This window comes from Pseudomonas sp. NPDC086251, from assembly GCF_044746405.1.
Lineage (GTDB): Bacteria > Pseudomonadota > Gammaproteobacteria > Pseudomonadales > Pseudomonadaceae > Aquipseudomonas.
In genome coordinates this window covers 894,717-911,890 of the sequence record NZ_JBIVBY010000001.1, presented here as the reverse complement: position 1 = coordinate 911,890, position 17,174 = coordinate 894,717, and the positions used below count along the sequence as shown (strand labels likewise).

Below are 17,174 nucleotides of genomic sequence, written 5' to 3'. Positions count from 1 at the left end.
CGTTCCGTTAATTCTAAGAATGATGATGAGGCGCCAACCATGGCAGATTTATACGAAAACCCAATGGGCCTGATGGGCTTTGAATTCATTGAATTCGCATCGCCAACCCCGAACACCCTGGAGCCGATCTTCGAGATCATGGGCTTCACCAAAGTCGCGACCCATCGCTCCAAAGACGTGCACCTGTATCGCCAGGGCCAGATCAACCTGATCCTCAACAACGAACCGAACAGCGTGGCCTCGTACTTCGCGGCCGAGCACGGCCCGTCGGTGTGCGGCATGGCGTTCCGTGTCAAGGATTCGCAGAAGGCCTACAAGCGTGCGCTGGAACTCGGTGCACAGCCGATCCACATCGAAACCGGTCCGATGGAACTGCACCTGCCGGCGATCAAAGGCATCGGCGGCGCGCCGCTGTACCTGATCGACCGTTTCGGCGAAGGCAGCTCGATTTATGACATCGACTTCGTGTTTATCGAAGGCGTTGATCGCAACCCGGTCGGCGCAGGCCTGAAAATCATCGACCACCTGACGCACAACGTGTATCGCGGTCGCATGGCCTACTGGGCCAACTTCTACGAGAAGCTGTTCAACTTCCGCGAAATCCGTTACTTCGACATCAAGGGCGAATACACCGGCCTGACCTCCAAGGCCATGACCGCGCCGGATGGCATGATCCGCATTCCGTTGAACGAAGAGTCGTCCAAGGGCGCGGGGCAGATCGAAGAGTTCCTGATGCAGTTCAACGGTGAAGGCATCCAGCACGTTGCCTTCCTCAGCGACAACCTGATCGACACGTGGGATCGTCTGAAGAAAATCGGCATGCGCTTCATGACCGCACCGCCGGAAACCTACTACGAGATGCTTGAAGGCCGTTTGCCGAACCACGGCGAGCCGGTCGATCAGCTGCAATCGCGGGGGATTCTGCTGGACGGTTCGTCCGAGTCGGGCGACCGCCGCCTGCTGCTGCAGATCTTCTCGGAAACCCTGATGGGGCCGGTGTTCTTCGAATTCATCCAGCGTAAAGGCGATGATGGTTTCGGCGAAGGCAACTTCAAGGCGTTGTTCGAATCGATTGAGCGGGATCAAGTGCGTCGTGGTGTGCTTTCCACTGACTAAGCCTCGGCAAATGTAAAAAAAGCCCGGCCATCAGCAATGCTGGCCGGGCTTTTTCTTGTCTGTAGGAGCGAGGCTTGCCCGCGAAGCTTTTAGCGTCTTCAAAGGCCCCTTCGCGGGCAAGCCTCGCTCCTACATTGGTCCGCGACGCTGCCGGACCAGATGCTTGAACCCTTCAAACATCAGCACAACCACCGCCATCCAGATTGGAATATAGGTCAGCCATTCGCCGGCCTTGATACTTTCCCCCAGCAGCAACGCAACGCCGAGCAACAGGACCGGTTCGACGTAGCTCAATAACCCGAACAGGCTGAATGGCAGCAACCGACTGGCGATAATGTAGACCACCAGCGCCGACGCACTGATCACCCCGAGTATCGGGATCAGCAGCGACAGCCACGGGTACTGATCGAACACGTCGAAACCTTGCTCACCCCCCAGCACGAACCAGAACGCCACCGGCAGCGTCAGCGTCATGTCCACCCAGAGCCCGCCGAGGTTGTCCGTCGCCAGTCGTTTGCGCAGGACGAAATAGGTCGGATAGCCAATGCACACCAGCAAGGTCGCCCAGGAAAAACCACCGACCTGATACACCTCATTGATCACGCCGAGGCAGGCGAACGTCACGGCGACTTTTTGCAAATAGGAGAGGCGTTCGCCATAGGCGATCCGGCCGGTCAGGACCATGGTCAGTGGCAACAGGAAATACCCCAGCGACACGTCCAGGCTGTAACCGTTGAGCGGCGCCCACATGAACAGCCAGAGCTGCACGCCGACCAGGGCGGAAGAGGCGATCAGGCCGGCGATCAATTTGGGTTTGCTGGCCAGGCGCCGAAGGATGTCGATGACGCGTTTCCATTCGCCGGAGACCACCATGAACACGGTGATGCAAGGCACCGTCAGCAGCATGCGCCAGCCGAAAATTTCCACGCCGCTCAACGGGGTGAGCAGCGACGTGTAGTAATACATGACGGCAAACAGCACCGAGGCTGTGACCGATAAAACAATACCTTTAGACAAACTGTCCTCGCGAGGTTGAACGTGAAACGGGGCGCAGAGGATACGTGGTTTTTTAGACGAATATTGACCAACTGATCAACACCGAACAATGTGGGAGCGGGCTTGCTCGCGAAAGCGGACTACCAGCCGACATCAATGCTGAATGTAAAGCCGCTTTCGCGAGCAAGCCCGCTCCCACATTGATTGGGTTTCTTCAGTTGGTTAGCGGTTTACGCCCCGACACGAAGTGGCTCACGTCATTGAACCCCGGTGTCGACGAGTGCCCCGGCGTGACCAGCGAGTCGATGAACGCTTCATCTTCCGCCGTGATCTTCACCGCTTGCGCTTTAGTGTAGGCATCCCATTGCTCTTCGGTGCGCGGCCCGACGATGGCCGAGGTGACGGCGCCGTTGTTCAGCACCCAGGCGATGGCGAACTCGACGATGCCCACGCCACGGCCCTGGGTGTACTGCTGGATCTGCTGGGCGATGCGCAGGGATTCGACGCGCCATTCGGTTTCCAGAATGCGTTTGTCCGCGCGCCCGGCACGGCTGTTAGCGTCCGGTTTGACATCCGGCGCGTATTTGCCGCTGAGCACGCCTCGTGCCAGCGGGCTGTAAGGCACCACGCCGAGGCCATAGTTTTGCGCGGCCGTGATCTGTTCGGATTCGGCCTGGCGGTTGACGATGTTGTACAGCGGCTGGCTGATCACAGGTCGGTCGACGCCCAGGCTATCGGCCACGCGAATGATTTCGGCGATGCGCCAGCCACGGAAGTTCGACAGCCCCCAGTAACGGATCTTGCCCTGGCGAATCAGATCGCCGATGGCCGACACCGTCACTTCCAGCGTTGTATTGTGGTCTTCGCGGTGCAGGTAATAGATGTCCAAGTAGTCGGTGCCCAGGCGCGTCAGGCTGGCGTCGATACCATTGAAAATGTGCTTGCGGCTGAGGCCACTGCGGTTCGGCACGCCACCTGCCGGGCCGGAACCGACCTTGCTGGCGAGCACCCATTCGTGGCGGCGGCTGGCAATCGCTTCGCCGACGATTTCTTCGGAGCGGCCATTGGTGTAGACGTCTGCGGTGTCGATGAAATTGATGCCCTGGTCCCAGGCCTTGTCGATGATCCGCAGGGAATCTTCGGTGCTGGTCTGTTCGCCGAACATCATGGTGCCCAGGGTCAGGGTGGAAACCTGCAGACCCGAATGACCCAGTACGCGGTAGCTCATGACGAAATCCTTTTACCGGTGGGAAAGGCTCAATCAAATACCAGAACCACCACCGGGCGCAAACGCAAATCTCAAACACCCCCGAATCAAATGTGGGAGCGGGCTTGCTCGCGAAAGCGATTTCACATTCAACATTGATGTTGGCTGATAGAACGCTTTCGCGAGCAAGCCCGCTCCCACATTTGACCGAGGCGGTTTTTATCGTCAACGTTAATCGGTCAAAGAGTCTCGACCGCCCTCATCACGCTTTCAAGGATCACCGCTATGTTCGAACTCGATCACGACCTGGCCCAGGACATCGTCGACCGGGCGATGGCCATCCTCCCGTACAACGTCAACGTCATGGATAGCCAGGGCCTGATCCTCGGCAGTGGCGAACCGGAGCGGGTCAACACCCGGCATGAAGGTGCGCAACTGGTGTTGGCCAACGGCCGCGTGGTGGAGATCGACGCGCAGACCGCGATCCACCTCAAAGGCGTGCAGCCGGGGATCAACCTGCCGCTGATGCTCGACCAGCGCCTGATCGGCGTGCTGGGCATCACCGGCGAACCGGAGCAGTTGCGCACCTATGCCGAACTGGTGCGCATGACCGCCGAGATGCTGGTGGGCCAGCGCAATCAACAGGCCGAGCAGCAATGGCGGCGCCAGCGTTGTGATGATCTGCTGGCATTACTGCTCAGCGAGGCCGGGGATTCGCCGCGGCTGATCGACGAGGCGCAACAGTTGGGGCTCAAGCCGCAGCTGACTCGGGCGCCGTCTCTGTTCGAATTGGGGACGGCGCACGGGCCGGGGCAGACCGTCGAGGCGCTGAGTGCCTGGTTGACCTCGCGCTACCCTGACAGTTGGTGCGTGAGTTCGGCCAAGTCCTCGCTGCTCTGGTGCCGGCCGGCCAACCAGGCGATCGAGCATGATCGGCTATTGGAAAAACTCGACGGTCTGGGCTGGAACATTTTGCGCATCGCCGTGGGCGGGCAGGCGGATGGGCTGACGGGTTTGCGCCGTTGCTGTCGTCGGGTGAGTGACTTGCTCGCCTACGGGCGTGAGGTGTTGCCGCAGTCGCGGGTACTGACACTCAACCGCTTTCGCTTGCCGGTGTTGCTCTGGCGTCATCGGAACGACGATGCGCTGGACGAGTTGCTCAGCCCGCTGCGCAAAGTCGTCGCCAAGGACAACAACGGCCAGTTGCTGGCGACCCTGCGCAGTTGGTGCGAACACGATGGCCAGAGCCAGGCGTGTGCCGATGCTCTGGGCATTCACCGCAACAGTTTGCGTTACCGCATGGAGCGGATTGCCGAACTCAGCGGCGTTGATCCATTGCGCCTGGACGGCATGCTCGCGCTTTACCTCGGCGTTCAACTCCTGCCCCAGACCGACACAATCCCGTAAACAACCCAATCCCCTGTGGGAGCGGGCTTGCTCGCGAATGCGGAGTGTCAGCGATATCAATATTGACTGACACACCGCATTCGCGAGCAAGCCCGCTCCCACAGGTAACGCGTCCATCCAGAGGGTTTTGTGGGAATGAACAATAATCCTCCACGGCGCTTGTGCAGCAGACTGGCGTTATTGTTCTAACCTGCTGGCAGCATGAGGGCATTGGAACTGGAGAACTCCCATGAAAATCGTTATCGCCCCCGATTCGTTCAAGGACAGCCTCAGCGCTCAAGGCGTGGCCGATGCCATTGCCCTCGGGCTGGCCGAGGTCTGGCCCGATGCGCAACTGATCAAGTGCCCGATGGCCGACGGCGGGGAAGGGACGGTCGAGTCGGTTCTGGCCGCCTGCGATGGCGAACTGCGCCGCAACACAGTCCGCGGACCACTGGGCGCGCCGGTCAACGCTGCCTGGGGCTGGCTGCCCCACAGCCATACCGCGATCATCGAAATGGCCGAAGCCAGCGGTTTGCAGTTGGTCCCGGTGGGCCAGCGCGATGCGTGCGTCAGCAGCACCTTCGGCACCGGTGAGTTGATCCGCGCGGCGCTGGACGCCGGCGCGCAACGGGTGATTCTGGCGATTGGCGGCAGTGCGACCAACGACGGCGGCGCAGGTGCCGTACAGGCCTTGGGCGTGAAACTGTTCGACGCGCAGGGCCAGACCCTGGCACCGGGCGGGCTCGCACTCGGGCAACTGGCGCGCATTGATCTGAGCGACATCGACCCGCGCCTGGCCGACGTGCGCTTCGACATCGCCGCCGATGTCGACAATCCGCTGTGCGGCCCTCACGGCGCGTCGGCGATTTTCGGTCCGCAAAAAGGCGCCTCGCCGCAGCAGGTCGATCTACTGGATCGCGCCCTCGGACACTTTGCCGATCACTGCGCAAAAGCCTTGAACAAAGACGTGCGCGACGAGCCAGGCTGCGGCGCGGCGGGCGGCCTGGGGTTTGCCGCCAAGGCGTTTCTGGGGGCGCAATTCAAGGCCGGAGTTGAAGTGGTCGCCGAACTGGTGGGCCTGGCGGATGCGGTCAAGGGCGCTGACCTGGTGATCACCGGCGAAGGTCGTTTCGATGCGCAAACCCTGCGTGGCAAAACCCCGTTTGGTGTCGCGCGTATCGCTCGGCAGCACGGCGTGCCGGTGATCGTCATCGCCGGCACGTTGGGCGAGGGCTATCAGGCACTCTATGAACATGGCATCGATGCAGCGTTTGCCCTGGCCAGTGGCCCGATGACGCTGGAGCAGGCTTGCGCCGAGGCACCGCGGTTGTTGCGTGAACGGGCCAGTGATATTGCGCGGGTTTGGCGAATCGCCGCGCGCAAATCCTGAGCCACACGATCCCCTGTAGCAGCTGCCGAAGGCTGCGTTCGAGCGCGAAGCGGTCGCCCGACGGCTTGTCAGACAGAAGCACGACTGCTGCGCAGCCGAACGCAGCCTTCGGCAGCTGCTACAGGATCGACTGTTTCAGGGATGAAACACCGGTGATGCCCTGAAAAATATTTCATCTCCCCCCGCAGAAATCCTCAACTCCCGCCGATACAGATAACAGGCGCACACAAACCCATTACAACACGGGCGCCAAGCTGAAACGGTGCGCGCCAACGCCTGCCCGACAGCCATCACGGCAAGGATGCTCGCAGCCTCAATCACGAGAACCGTCCTATGTCACTGCGTAATCTGAACATCGCGCCTCGAGCCTTCCTGGGTTTCGCCTTCATTGCCTTGCTGGTCATCGCCTTGGGCGTGTTTGCCGTGAACCGCATGACGATCATCCGCCAGGCGTCCATCGACATGGGGAGCACGCAGTTACCCAGCGTCGGGTTCCTCGGCAACATGACGGAAAACGTCCTGCGGATGCGGATTCTCTCGTTCCGGGTGCTGGTCAACCGTGATCCGGCCGCGTTGCAGGAAGCCCAGACGCGCATCGGCGTGCTTACCGACAAGCTGCGCAGTGCGCAAGCCAGTTATGCCGCGTTGCCGGCAGGTCCCGAAGAAGCGCTGCTGTACAAGACGTTCACCGCCACCCTCGACAACTACATGCAAGCCCAGAACCAGATGCTGGAGCTGTCACGGCAGAACCAGCTCGATGCGATGCGCACCTTGATCAATACGCGGATCAAGGACGGCACCGACCAGATGGGCGAGCAGCTGAATAAACTGGTGGCACTCAACAACGACGATGCCAAAGCCGCTTCGGCCGAAGCGGGCGAGCATTACAGCAGCGCCATCACTGGCATCATCTCAGTCGCCGTGATCGCGGCGCTGATGACCGTGTTGCTGGCCTGGCTGTTGACTCGCAGCATCGTCACACCGTTGAACCGGGCGCTGCTTGCGGCCGAAACCATTGCCGGAGGCAACCTCAGCAAAGTCATCGAAATCGACGGCAAGGATGAGCCGGCCCGCCTGCTCCACGCGTTAGCCAACATGCAGGCCAACCTGCGTAAAACCATCGAACAGATCGCCGGTTCCGCCACTCAGTTGGGCGCCGCTGCCGAAGAACTCAGCACAGTCACCCAGGAAGCGTCTCGCGGTCTGCAACAGCAGAACAACGAAATCGAGCAGGCCGCCACCGCCGTCAATGAAATGACCGCCGCCGTCGAAGAGGTTGCGCGTAATGCGGTGTCCACCTCCGAAGCCTCGAACCAGTCGACCCAGGCCGCCCGCGAAGGTCGCGACCGCGTGGTGGAAACCGTCGACGCGATCCAGACCATGACCCACGACGTACAAAATACGTCGCTGATGATTGAAGGCCTGGCCGCGCAAGGACGCGACATCGGCAAGGTGCTCGACGTGATCCGTGCCATCGCTGAACAAACCAACTTACTGGCATTGAACGCCGCGATCGAAGCCGCACGCGCCGGTGAAGCCGGGCGGGGTTTTGCGGTGGTGGCGGATGAGGTTCGGGCCTTGGCCCATCGCACGGCGCAGTCGACTCAGGAGATCGAGAAGATGGTCGCCGGCATTCAGAACGGCACGGGTGCCGCCGTCTCGTCGATGCAGCAAAGCAACCAGCGCACCCAAAGCACTCTGGAAATGGCCCGCGCCGCCGGTGTTGCGCTGGAGCAGATCACGCAGTCGATCCACTTGATCAACGAACGCAACCTGGTGATCGCCAGCGCTTCGGAAGAGCAGGCGCAGGTGTCCCGCGAAGTCGACCGCAACCTGGTAAACATCCGCGACCTCGCCACCCAATCCGCCGCCGGTGCCAACCAGACCAGCGCCGCCACCCACGAACTCTCGCGCCTGGCCGTGGACCTGAACGCAATGGTCGCACGCTTCGTGATCTGATCAGCCTTCTGTAGGAGCGAGCTTGCTCGCGAAGGTCGTCAACGATGACGCGTGAAGCCAGGATAAACGCGTTGCCTGTACGTCCATCGCGAGCAAGCTCGCTCCTACAGTTTTGTGTGAGCATGAGGTCATAGTGGCGTGTTTCGCGATTTGAGATAGGGTTGAGGCATGGAACCGCGCCACAGGAGAAAGACATGCGCTATTCAGCCTTGACCCAACGAATCGCCGGTGACGGAGCGGCGGCCTGGCAGATTCATGATCGAGCGCTGGAATTGCGCGAGCAGGGCGTCGATGTGTTGCTGCTGTCGATCGGCGATCCGGACTTCGACACACCGCAACCCATCGTCCTCGCCGCCATCGATAGCTTGCTCGCCGGCGATACGCACTACCCGGCGGTGCGCGGCAGTCAGGGGTTGCGCGACAGCATCGCCCGGCGTCATCGCCAACGCAGCGGCCAAGAGGTGGATGCCGAACATGTGATCGTGTTTCCGGGGGCGCAGTGCGCGGTGTATTCGGTCGTGCAATGCCTGCTCGATCCGGGTGACGAAGTGATCGTCGCCGAACCGATGTACGTGACTTACGAAGGCGTGTTCGGCGCCTGCGGGGCCAACGTCGTGCCGGTGCCGGTGCGTCCGGAGAATGGCTTTCGGGTCGATCCGGCCGATGTCGCCGCCCGCATCACGGCGAAGACCCGAGCCATTTTGCTCAACAGCCCCAACAACCCGTCCGGCGCCAGTTTGTCGTTGGCCCTCTGGCAGGAACTGGCGACGCTGTGCGTGCGTCACGACCTGTGGCTGATCAGCGACGAGGTCTACAGCGAATTGCTCTACGAGGGCGAACACATCAGCCCGGCGAGTCTGCCGGGCATGGCCGAGCGCACCGCGACGATCAACAGCCTGTCCAAATCCCACGCCATGAGCGGCTGGCGAGTGGGCTGGGTGGTCGGGCCCAAACCCTTGGCCGAGCACCTGGTGCATTTGTCGTTGTGCATGCTGTTTGGCCTTCCGGATTTCATTCAGAACGCCGCGCAAGTGGCGCTGGATAAAGACCTGCCGGAAGTGGCCTTGATGCGTGAGGAGTATCGCCAGCGCCGCGACCTGGTGTGTGCGAGCCTCGATCACTGCCCTGGCATGCACGCGATCCGCCCGGATGGCGGCATGTTCGTGATGGTCGACGTGCGCCAGACCGGTTTGACTGCCCAGCATTTTGCCGAGCGATTGCTGGAAGGGTACGGCGTGTCGGTGCTGGCGGGCGAGGCGTTCGGACCGAGCGCGGCGGGGCATATCCGGATCGGGTTGGTGGTGGATCAGCGAAAACTGGCGGACGCGTGCCGCAGGATTGCGCTGTGTGCGGGCGACCTTTTGGAAGCGCGGCGGGCCTGAAGGGTTGTGTTGATTGTGCTGGCCTCATCGCGAGCAGGCTCGCTCCCACATTTGATGACTTGCTCGCGAAGGCGGCCTTGCAGGTACCCAACTTCTGTCATTAGCACCTATCAGTTCTGCTAGGCGCGGGGTGAAGCCGCTTTGTGGTAACTAAAAGGACTTTTTAGGCCGGAGCCTAAAATGTCCGATACTTCAGGCGACCCCCGCAACCTGCCGACCTCGCGAATATGCAGCCCCGGCCACGTGAGAGTTAAAAGAACCTCCCCGACGTCGGTCATCCTCACGTGGGAGGAGCCCTACTCATGGTGTCACTTACCAGTCCATTCTCACCAGAGGCACCTTGTACTGGACTCAGTCAACGGATGATGAAGGGATGGACAGTTATGAGATTGCCGTCAATCAAACGGTTATTCACACCGTTCCCCATGACCCTGGCGGCGGGTACCGCCACCAGGCAATCGGTGGGTTGGAGCACGGCGTGACTTACCTGATCAGCATTCGGGCCAGGGACATCCATCAGAATTATTCCGAGGCGGCGCAACTGCTGGTAACGCCCGGTAGCGACTGGACCGTACCGACGCCCCCTGGCAACGTGAGGGTTGTGCTGTTTCCTGACGGTGTCGTCCTGGCTTGGGACCCTTCAGAGGACAACGCGATCGTGACGTATTGGGTTGCGCTTAACGGGCGCAGATGGCCGGCGTTGATTCCCGTTTTCATGCTGCCGGGGCTGTCACCCGATACCACGTATTCGGTAAAAATCACCGCCGTAGATTCCAGCGGAAACACTTCCGAGCCGACGGACTTTGTTTTCACGACACTTCGACGTCTTGGGTAAACAACAACGAAAAGTTCGCTGTGATGCCAGACGGCCCGCCGCGAGGTTGCCAGGCATTCGTACAAAATATAGCAGCCGAATTACACCGGGTAACCTATCAGTTCTGATAGTAGGCAGATTGATTAACAAGGCGTAGAAATTAGCCATCGATGCCCAGCGACTTGTTTTAATCAAGTAAAGGAGTCATGAGATGGTTGTTCTCAGAACAGTGTTAATCAGTTTTATGCTCGTCATAAGCGCCTGCACCTCGCAGGGGCCGGCGACATTTCCCGATGGGACAATAGAGCTTACTTCTGATCCGAATGATCCACGTTTCACTTGCGGTTTTGCGTTAGTCGATGGGGACCAAGTTATTCACCACGGTCAGCCTAACAGGTGTAACAATGATCGATTGAACTATTTTAGATTGAACACTGCACCTTCTGCGACTGAGATCGAGTTTTTTAGTGAGCATTCGGATCCTTCGGTAGACGGTAAGTGTCCACTCCCGTCTCAGCCTACAACATATTGGAGGTATAAGATCAGAACGTATATCCATCCTGTTTCAACGATTTGGGTATCTTTTGCTGAACTGCGGGCAAAAAAGGTGGGCGATATTATAACGAGAGGGGTTGTTCTCATAGAGAATAATTATCTGCGCGGCGATAATATCGATGAGTTGAGCTGCGTCCAAATTACGCGGTCACCATTGCCCTAGGCGCCAGTAGCTGCGGATGTTCAATGACGTGATCAATGGACTTGCCTGGTCGCTGCAGGCATCAAGGCTATTTTCGCGGGCAAGTCGAGTTGCCCGCGAAGACGGCTACAAAATGCCCAATCGTTATTTTTCCCACACCCTCACATTCACCAGATTCGCCGGTCGTTCACCCGCCAGCGCTGCCAACAGATTCTCCACCGCACACCTGGCCATCGCTTCCCGCGTTTCATGGGTCGCCGACCCAATGTGCGGTGTCGCCACCACGTTGTTCAAGTGCAACAACGGCGACTCCGGGTCCAGCGGTTCACGTTCAAACACATCCAGCCCAGCCGCGCGGAGCTGTCCCCCGCGCAACGCTTCAATCATCGCCGCTTCGTCCACCACCTTGCCCCGGGAAATGTTGATGAAGATGGTTTCCGGGCGCATCAGCGCGAATTCTTCAGCACCGATCAACCCTTCGGTTTCAGCGGTCAGCGGCAACGTCAGGCAGACAAAATCCGCCTGTTGCAGCAATTCGGTGAGGCTGCGGTATTGCGCATTGAAGCGTTGCTCGACCGCCGGTTTCGGCGAGTTGCTGTGATAGATCACCGGCATGCCGAAGCCGAAATGCCCGCGCTGGGCCAGTGCTTCCCCGATGCGGCCCATGCCGATGATGCCCAAGGTTTTCCCGTGCACGTCAGTGCCAAATTGCGCCGGGCCGACGTTGCGCTTCCATTCGCCTGCGCGAACCATGTTGGCCAGTTCCACCACACGCCGCGCCGTCGCCAGGATCAGCGCGAAACCGGTGTCGGCGGTGGTTTCGGTGAGCACGTCCGGCGTGTTGCTGAGCAGGATGCGCCGTTCGGTGAGGTAGTCGATGTCGTAGTTGTCGACGCCCACCGAGACGCTGGCGATCGCTTCAAGATGGGGCGCCAGGTCGAGCAGTTCGGCATCCAGTTTCAGGCTGGCGCCGAGCAGGCCGTGGGCGCTGGGCAGGGCCTCGCGCAGCTTGGCCAGGCCTTGAGCGTCGAGGCTGTCGATCAGCGTCACTTCAGTGTGTTCATGCAGCCGAGCCATCAGCAGCGGCGAGAGTTTTTTGTACAGAACGACCTGCTTTTTCATCGTAATACGCTCAATCAGGAATGTGTGGCGGCGGGGCGACTGACCGCGACCGGGGGACGCTCCCGGTCACTGGCGCCGGGCTTGAGGAAAATCGTCAGCACCACCGAGAGCATCAACGCGCCGCTCATCAACAGGTACGACGCGCCGGGCGAACCGGTGGAGCTGTTCAGGTAACCGACCAGATATGAACCGCCAAACGAGCCGAGCGCGCCCATGCTGTTGATCAGGGCCATGGCGCCGCCCGCGACGTTGGCCGGGAGGATTTCCGGGATGATCGCGAAGAACGGCCCGTAAGGCGCGTACATGCAAGCGCCGGCAATCACCAGCAGGGTGTAGGACCACCAGAAGTGTTCGGCGCCGAGGGCGTAGGAGCCGTAAAACGCAATCGAGGCAATCAGCAGCGGCGGCCAGACAAAGCGTTTGCGCTTCTGCATCTTGTCCGAGCCCCAGGACACCAGCAGCATGCCGATCACCGCCGCCAGGTACGGCAGCGCCGAGAGCCAGCCGGCTTCGATCATGTCCATTTGTGCGCCCGCCTTGAGGATCGAAGGCAGCCACAGCACGAAACCATAGACGCCGATGCTCCAGCAGAAAAACTGCAGGGCCAGGATGATCACTTTGGGCGAGCGGAAGGCTTCAGCGTAGTTCTTCACGGCTTTGATGCCGACCTGTTCGGCGGCCAGGGCGCTTTCCAGATCGTGCTTTTCCTGGTCGCTGAGCCACTTGGCCTGCGCCGGACGATCATCGGCCAGGTGCCACCAGATGAAAGCCCAGAGCACTGCCGGCAAACCTTCGATGATGAACATCCAGCGCCAGCTGTAATGCTGCACCAGATAGCCCGAGACCACCGACATCCAGAGCATGGTCACCGGGTTGCCGAGGATCAGGAAGGTGTTGGCGCGCGAGCGTTCGGCACGGGTGAACCAGTGGCACAGGTAGATCAGCATCGCCGGCATCACGGCGGCTTCGACCACGCCGAGCATGAAACGGATGACGATCAGCCAGTAGGCGTTGGAGACGATCCCGGTCAACGTGGCGAGGCCACCCCAGAGGATCAGGCTGACGAAAATCAGCTTCTTCACGCTGTGCTTCTGCGCGTAGATCGCGCCCGGCACCTGGAAGAAGAAGTAGCCGAGGAAGAACAGCGCGCCGAGCATCGACGACAGGCCCGGCGTGATCATCAGGTCGGCGGCCATCCCGGAGGCGGCGGCGAAGCCGTAGTTGGCGCGATCCAGATACGCCAGGCTGTAGGTGATGAACACGATGGGCATGATGTACCACCAGCGGCGGGTGGCGAGTGTTGCAGTTTTCATGGTGATGCTCCTGAGCTTGTTGTTTTTGTCGCAGCAGGTAACGGGTTCAAAAATTTTAGTGACTGTTCTGGCCTCTTCGCGGGCGAGCCTCGCTCCTACAAGAGCACTGCGCTTTCCTGTAGGAGCGAGGCTTGCCCGCGAACAGCGGCCTCGAATTCGATGGACATTTCGGCCCGGGTCGGCAAACCCTCCATGTCCCCGCGACTCTGCACCGCCCGGCTGCCAATCCAGTTGGCGCGTTTTACGGCGTCGGCAAAGCTGTGGTTTTCCAGGAGTGCGCTGATCATGCCGACGGCAAAACCATCGCCGGCACCGACGGTGTCGATCACCGTTTCCACCGGCACGCCCGCCACGAAGCCGGCGTCCAGATGCGTGCGGTAGTAAGCACCGTGCGGTCCCAGTTTGATCGCCACGGCTTCGGCGCCCTGGTCGAGATAGAACGCGGCGATGTCGGCCGGGTCTTCAAAACCGGTGAGCAAGCGACCTTCGCTCAGCCCCGGCAGTACCCAATGGGCGAGGGCGGCGAGGCGGTTGATCTCAGTGATCATCTGCTGCTCGCTGGCCCACAGGCTCGGGCGCAGATTGGGGTCGAACGACACGCTGCGCCCGGCATCGCGCATGCGGGTCATCAATTCAACAGACATTTCCCGCGCGGTGGCGGACAGCGCCGGGGGAATACCCGTGGCGTGCAGGTGCCTGGCCTTCAACACTTCAGGAACGATCGACTGCCGCGACAGATGACTCGCCGCCGAACCGCGCCGGAAATACTCGACCACCGGATCGCTGCCATCGTCGGTGCGCGACTTGAGCTGAAAGCCGGTGGGGTGCGCGGTGTCGATATCGACGTGGCTGCAATCCAGGCCTTCCTTCTCCAGGGTATCGATGACGAAGCGACCCAACGAATCGGCACCGACCCGGCTCAACCACGCGACGTTGAAACCCAGCCGCGACAAACCGATGGCGACGTTGCTGTCGGCACCGGCGATGCGTTTGTGAAAAGCACCGACGTCCGCCAGATCGCCAGGCTGCTCGGCGACGAACATGGCCATGGTTTCGCCGAACGACAGAATATCGATCTCAGACATGAGCACTCTCCAACCGGGTTTGGCCGAGGCGGGCGAGGGTGGCGACATGCTCGGTGGTCAACTGCAACAGATCGTCGCCTTGCAGTGGATATTCCGCGGCCCGCATGACGCCGTGGGGCATGTGCCGCAGCAGTTGTTCCCACAGCTGCACGTCGCTGGCGGCAGGCGATATGGCAACCAGTTTGCCGTCGGCGCGGCGCGTTACCGCTTTGCAATGCACGTAGCCAACGTGGCGACCGAGCAGGCGCGCGGCGCTGGCGGCGGACTGATCCTGCCAGTGCCAATTGCCGATATCGAAGGTCATTTTGATCGGCAGCGTGTGCTGCTCGACTGCCGTGAAAAAGCGCTGGAACGGTTCGATGCGGCCACCGTGCAAGGTCTGGTCGTTCTCCACCAACAGGTGCACCGGGCTCTGCGTGAGGGTGCGGGCCAGGGCTTGCAGGTCGTTGTTGTCGGTGAAGTAGCCCAGCGACACTTTCAGCCATTTGGCGCCGAAGGCTTGGGCGCGTTGCAGGGCCGCGACCAGTTCAGGATTGGGTTTCGACTGGCCGGCCAGCCACAGCTCCATCGGCGAGGAATACACGCTCTCCAGGCCTTCTGCCGCCGTGGCATCGGCCAGTTGCGTGGCGTCTTCGGTGGTGAGTAATTCTTCGCGCCATTCGATGCGCGTGGCGCCGGCGGCGGCGAGCATTTCGATAAAACTGCCCTGGCCGCGTTGGCGCACAAGGTCGGCACCGTAGCTGGACAGGCTGATGGAAACGGCGGGTGTGTTCATGGTTGTTCTACCTCTGAAACCGGTTTCATTTTTGTTCAAAAAAATAGTGGGGTGCTCTTGAGGGCCTCTTCGCGAGCAAGCCCGCTCCCACATTTGATCTCCAGTGTTCACGCGGACAATGTGGGAGCGGGCTTGCTCGCGAAGAGGCCAGAACATTCACCGAGAAATCCCCTGGGTTGACCCTCTAACAATCAACCGCGCCGAAAAATCCAGCGTCCGCACCGGCCCGTCATCCCCACGCAAGCGCTTGAGCAAACACTCAAACGCGCTGGCGCCAATCTCGGTGGTCGGTTGGGCGAGGGCGGTAATCCCGCTCCCCACCAGCGGGTACCAATCCAGGTCATCGAGGGCGATCAGGCCCACGTCGTCGAACAGATTGCACTTGAGTTCACGCAACGCATGAGTGCTGGCCAGCGCCGCAATCCCGTTCGCGCAAAACAGCGCTTTCGGACCGAAACCGGGCGTGTCGAGGAAGGTTTTCAACTGCGCAGTCAATTCGCTGCCCGTTTCAAGGAGACTGCCCTGAAGTGCCGGCCGCAGCGCGATGTGCGCCTTGAAACTGCTGACCCGCTCAATCCGCGAACTGGTGCCGTCAAACGGCTCGGTCACCAGCAACACATCGCGATAGCCGCGCTCTTCAAGGTGCGCGAGGGCCATTTCGACGGCGGCCGGGTTGTCCAGCCCGACCATGTCGCTCTCAAGTTTTTCGACCTTGCGGTCCACCAGCACCAGCGGCATTTCCCGGTGCAGTTCGAGCAGTTCGTCACGGTGATGGCCGAGGGTGTTCACGATCAAACCCTCGATGTTGTACGAGCGCAGGAGCGCCAGGTGCTGGCGTTCCTGCTCGTCATCGCGGTCGGTGTTGCACACCACCAGGCTGTAGCCGTGCTGACGGCAGGCGGTTTCCACCCCGTGCATCACGGCGATTGAATAAGGGTTCCGGATATCGGCGACGAGCATGCCGATCAGGCGCGTGCGCCCGCGTTTCAGGCCTCGGGCCATCTGGTTCGGGCGGTAGCCAAGTTCGGCAATCGACTGCTCGATGCGCTGGGCGATGGCATCGGAGAGCAGCGCACGATCATCGCCGATGAACCGCGAAACGCTGGCCTTGGAGACCTTGGCGTGTTCGGCCACGTCGAGCATGGTCACGCGGCTGCGCTGGGCGGCGGAGAAGTCGTTCACGGTCTGAAACCTTTCTTATTGGATTTATCAGGTCAGGTGCATCAGATGCAGCGCTGAAACCGGTTTCAGAAGACACCAAAAGCCAATACGCCGTCAAGCCCCAGTGCCGATTTATAGCGACGGACGGCGCTTAAACCCACACGCTCATCCACGCCGAGCCCAGCAGCAACAACGCCATGCAACGGTTGAAGCTTTGCAGGGCGCGGGGCGAGCGCAGCCAGCGACTGGAACCGGCGCCGAGCAGCGCCCAAGCGCTGAGGCAGGGCAGGGAAATCAGGAAAAATACCAGGGACAGGTACAGCACATGCACGAAGCGATCTTCACCGACGCCGGCAAATACGCTGACCACGGCCAGCGCCATCATCCAGGTTTTCGGGTTGATCCATTGCAGGCCCGCGGCGCCCAGCAGGCCGAGGCGGGCTTCGCTTGACGCCGTCGAAATGGCTTCGGCCGGGGCGCGGAAAATCTGCCAGGCCAGATAACTCAACCACGCCACGCCGGCCCACTGCATAAACGTTTGAACGCCAGGCCAGGTCGTCAAGGTGGTGCCGGCCCCAGTGCCCACCAGCAACACCAGCATCGCGGCACTGGCGCAGGCGCCGAAGATGATCGGCACGGCAGCCGCCAGACCAAATCGGGCGCTGTTGCTCAGCACCAGAATGTTGGTCGGGCCGGGGGTGATCGAGGCGACAAAGGCAAACAACAGAAACGGCAGCAACGTCGGGAAAGAGGACAGCATCGCAGGCA

Annotated in this window: 14 protein-coding genes; 6 read left to right on the top strand and 8 right to left on the bottom strand. The window is 60.8% G+C overall.

Going from position 1 to position 17,174, the window contains the following annotated elements; all coding sequences use genetic code 11:
- Positions 1-39: 39 nt before the first annotated feature.
- Positions 40-1,116, top strand: a complete 1,077-nt coding sequence (hppD, locus tag ACIPL2_RS04005) for a 4-hydroxyphenylpyruvate dioxygenase (protein ID WP_059405454.1) — start codon at positions 40-42, stop codon at positions 1,114-1,116.
- 129 nt (positions 1,117-1,245) lie between these two features.
- Here the strand turns inward: hppD and rarD are convergent, their stop codons facing one another.
- A complete protein-coding gene (rarD, locus tag ACIPL2_RS04000) occupies positions 1,246-2,133 on the bottom strand; it encodes an EamA family transporter RarD (RefSeq protein ID WP_401353157.1) in 888 nt (295 codons plus the stop codon).
- A gap of 193 nt (positions 2,134-2,326) precedes the next feature.
- Positions 2,327-3,340, bottom strand: coding sequence for an aldo/keto reductase (locus tag ACIPL2_RS03995; RefSeq protein ID WP_401353155.1), 1,014 nt, complete (start codon positions 3,338-3,340; stop codon positions 2,327-2,329).
- Positions 3,341-3,604: 264 nt separating this feature from the next.
- Between ACIPL2_RS03995 and ACIPL2_RS03990 the strand changes: the two genes are divergently transcribed.
- The 5 genes from ACIPL2_RS03990 (at position 3,605) to ACIPL2_RS03970 (ending at position 10,274) form a co-directional block, all read left to right on the top strand.
- The gene (locus tag ACIPL2_RS03990) at positions 3,605-4,726 is read left to right on the top strand and encodes a sugar diacid recognition domain-containing protein (protein ID WP_401353153.1); all 1,122 of its coding nucleotides are present in this window, start codon (positions 3,605-3,607) and stop codon (positions 4,724-4,726) included.
- Positions 4,727-4,955: 229 nt separating this feature from the next.
- A complete protein-coding gene (locus tag ACIPL2_RS03985) occupies positions 4,956-6,098 on the top strand; it encodes a glycerate kinase (protein WP_401353151.1) in 1,143 nt (380 codons plus the stop codon).
- 333 nt (positions 6,099-6,431) lie between these two features.
- The gene (locus ACIPL2_RS03980) at positions 6,432-8,057 is read left to right on the top strand and encodes a methyl-accepting chemotaxis protein (protein ID WP_401353149.1); all 1,626 of its coding nucleotides are present in this window, start codon (positions 6,432-6,434) and stop codon (positions 8,055-8,057) included.
- Between the two features lie 194 nt (positions 8,058-8,251).
- A complete protein-coding gene (locus ACIPL2_RS03975; protein ID WP_401353147.1) occupies positions 8,252-9,439 on the top strand; it encodes a pyridoxal phosphate-dependent aminotransferase in 1,188 nt (395 codons plus the stop codon).
- A 373-nt stretch (positions 9,440-9,812) separates the two neighbouring features.
- Positions 9,813-10,274: a fibronectin type III domain-containing protein gene (locus ACIPL2_RS03970; RefSeq protein WP_401353145.1), complete on the top strand. Its 462-nt coding sequence runs from the start codon at positions 9,813-9,815 to the stop codon at positions 10,272-10,274.
- Positions 10,275-11,094: 820 nt separating this feature from the next.
- On the opposite strand, the gene ACIPL2_RS03965 is transcribed toward ACIPL2_RS03970, so the two are convergent.
- The 6 genes from ACIPL2_RS03965 to ACIPL2_RS03940 form a co-directional block, all read right to left on the bottom strand.
- On the bottom strand, positions 11,095-12,072 hold the full coding sequence (locus ACIPL2_RS03965; protein WP_401353143.1) for a 2-hydroxyacid dehydrogenase: 978 nt from the start codon (positions 12,070-12,072) through the stop codon (positions 11,095-11,097).
- A 14-nt stretch (positions 12,073-12,086) separates the two neighbouring features.
- Positions 12,087-13,385: an MFS transporter gene (locus tag ACIPL2_RS03960; RefSeq protein ID WP_401353141.1), complete on the bottom strand. Its 1,299-nt coding sequence runs from the start codon at positions 13,383-13,385 to the stop codon at positions 12,087-12,089.
- 95 nt (positions 13,386-13,480) lie between these two features.
- A complete protein-coding gene (locus ACIPL2_RS03955) occupies positions 13,481-14,470 on the bottom strand; it encodes a sugar kinase (RefSeq protein WP_401353139.1) in 990 nt (329 codons plus the stop codon).
- Positions 14,463-15,245: a sugar phosphate isomerase/epimerase family protein gene (locus ACIPL2_RS03950; RefSeq protein WP_401353137.1), complete on the bottom strand. Its 783-nt coding sequence runs from the start codon at positions 15,243-15,245 to the stop codon at positions 14,463-14,465. Before ACIPL2_RS03950 ends, ACIPL2_RS03955 begins: the two co-directional genes overlap by 8 nt.
- 156 nt (positions 15,246-15,401) lie before the next feature.
- A complete protein-coding gene (locus tag ACIPL2_RS03945) occupies positions 15,402-16,427 on the bottom strand; it encodes a LacI family DNA-binding transcriptional regulator (protein ID WP_401353135.1) in 1,026 nt (341 codons plus the stop codon).
- A gap of 130 nt (positions 16,428-16,557) precedes the next feature.
- Positions 16,558-17,166, bottom strand: a complete 609-nt coding sequence (locus ACIPL2_RS03940; protein WP_401353133.1) for a LysE family translocator — start codon at positions 17,164-17,166, stop codon at positions 16,558-16,560.
- Positions 17,167-17,174 lie beyond the last annotated feature (8 nt).

Excerpts from the sequence above, each read along its gene's own strand:
- hppD (WP_059405454.1), top strand. The coding sequence starts at position 40 with ATGGCAGATTTATACGAAAACCCAATGGGCCTGATGGGCTTTGAATTC.
- ACIPL2_RS03995 (WP_401353155.1), bottom strand. The coding sequence starts at position 3,340 with ATGAGCTACCGCGTACTGGGTCATTCGGGTCTGCAGGTTTCCACCCTG.
- ACIPL2_RS03990 (WP_401353153.1), top strand. The coding sequence starts at position 3,605 with ATGTTCGAACTCGATCACGACCTGGCCCAGGACATCGTCGACCGGGCG.
- ACIPL2_RS03985 (WP_401353151.1), top strand. The coding sequence starts at position 4,956 with ATGAAAATCGTTATCGCCCCCGATTCGTTCAAGGACAGCCTCAGCGCT.
- ACIPL2_RS03980 (WP_401353149.1), top strand. The coding sequence starts at position 6,432 with ATGTCACTGCGTAATCTGAACATCGCGCCTCGAGCCTTCCTGGGTTTC.
- ACIPL2_RS03975 (WP_401353147.1), top strand. The coding sequence starts at position 8,252 with ATGCGCTATTCAGCCTTGACCCAACGAATCGCCGGTGACGGAGCGGCG.
- ACIPL2_RS03970 (WP_401353145.1), top strand. The coding sequence starts at position 9,813 with ATGGACAGTTATGAGATTGCCGTCAATCAAACGGTTATTCACACCGTT.
- ACIPL2_RS03965 (WP_401353143.1), bottom strand. The coding sequence starts at position 12,072 with ATGAAAAAGCAGGTCGTTCTGTACAAAAAACTCTCGCCGCTGCTGATG.
- ACIPL2_RS03960 (WP_401353141.1), bottom strand. The coding sequence starts at position 13,385 with ATGAAAACTGCAACACTCGCCACCCGCCGCTGGTGGTACATCATGCCC.
- ACIPL2_RS03955 (WP_401353139.1), bottom strand. The coding sequence starts at position 14,470 with ATGTCTGAGATCGATATTCTGTCGTTCGGCGAAACCATGGCCATGTTC.
- ACIPL2_RS03950 (WP_401353137.1), bottom strand. The coding sequence starts at position 15,245 with ATGAACACACCCGCCGTTTCCATCAGCCTGTCCAGCTACGGTGCCGAC.
- ACIPL2_RS03940 (WP_401353133.1), bottom strand. The coding sequence starts at position 17,166 with ATGCTGTCCTCTTTCCCGACGTTGCTGCCGTTTCTGTTGTTTGCCTTT.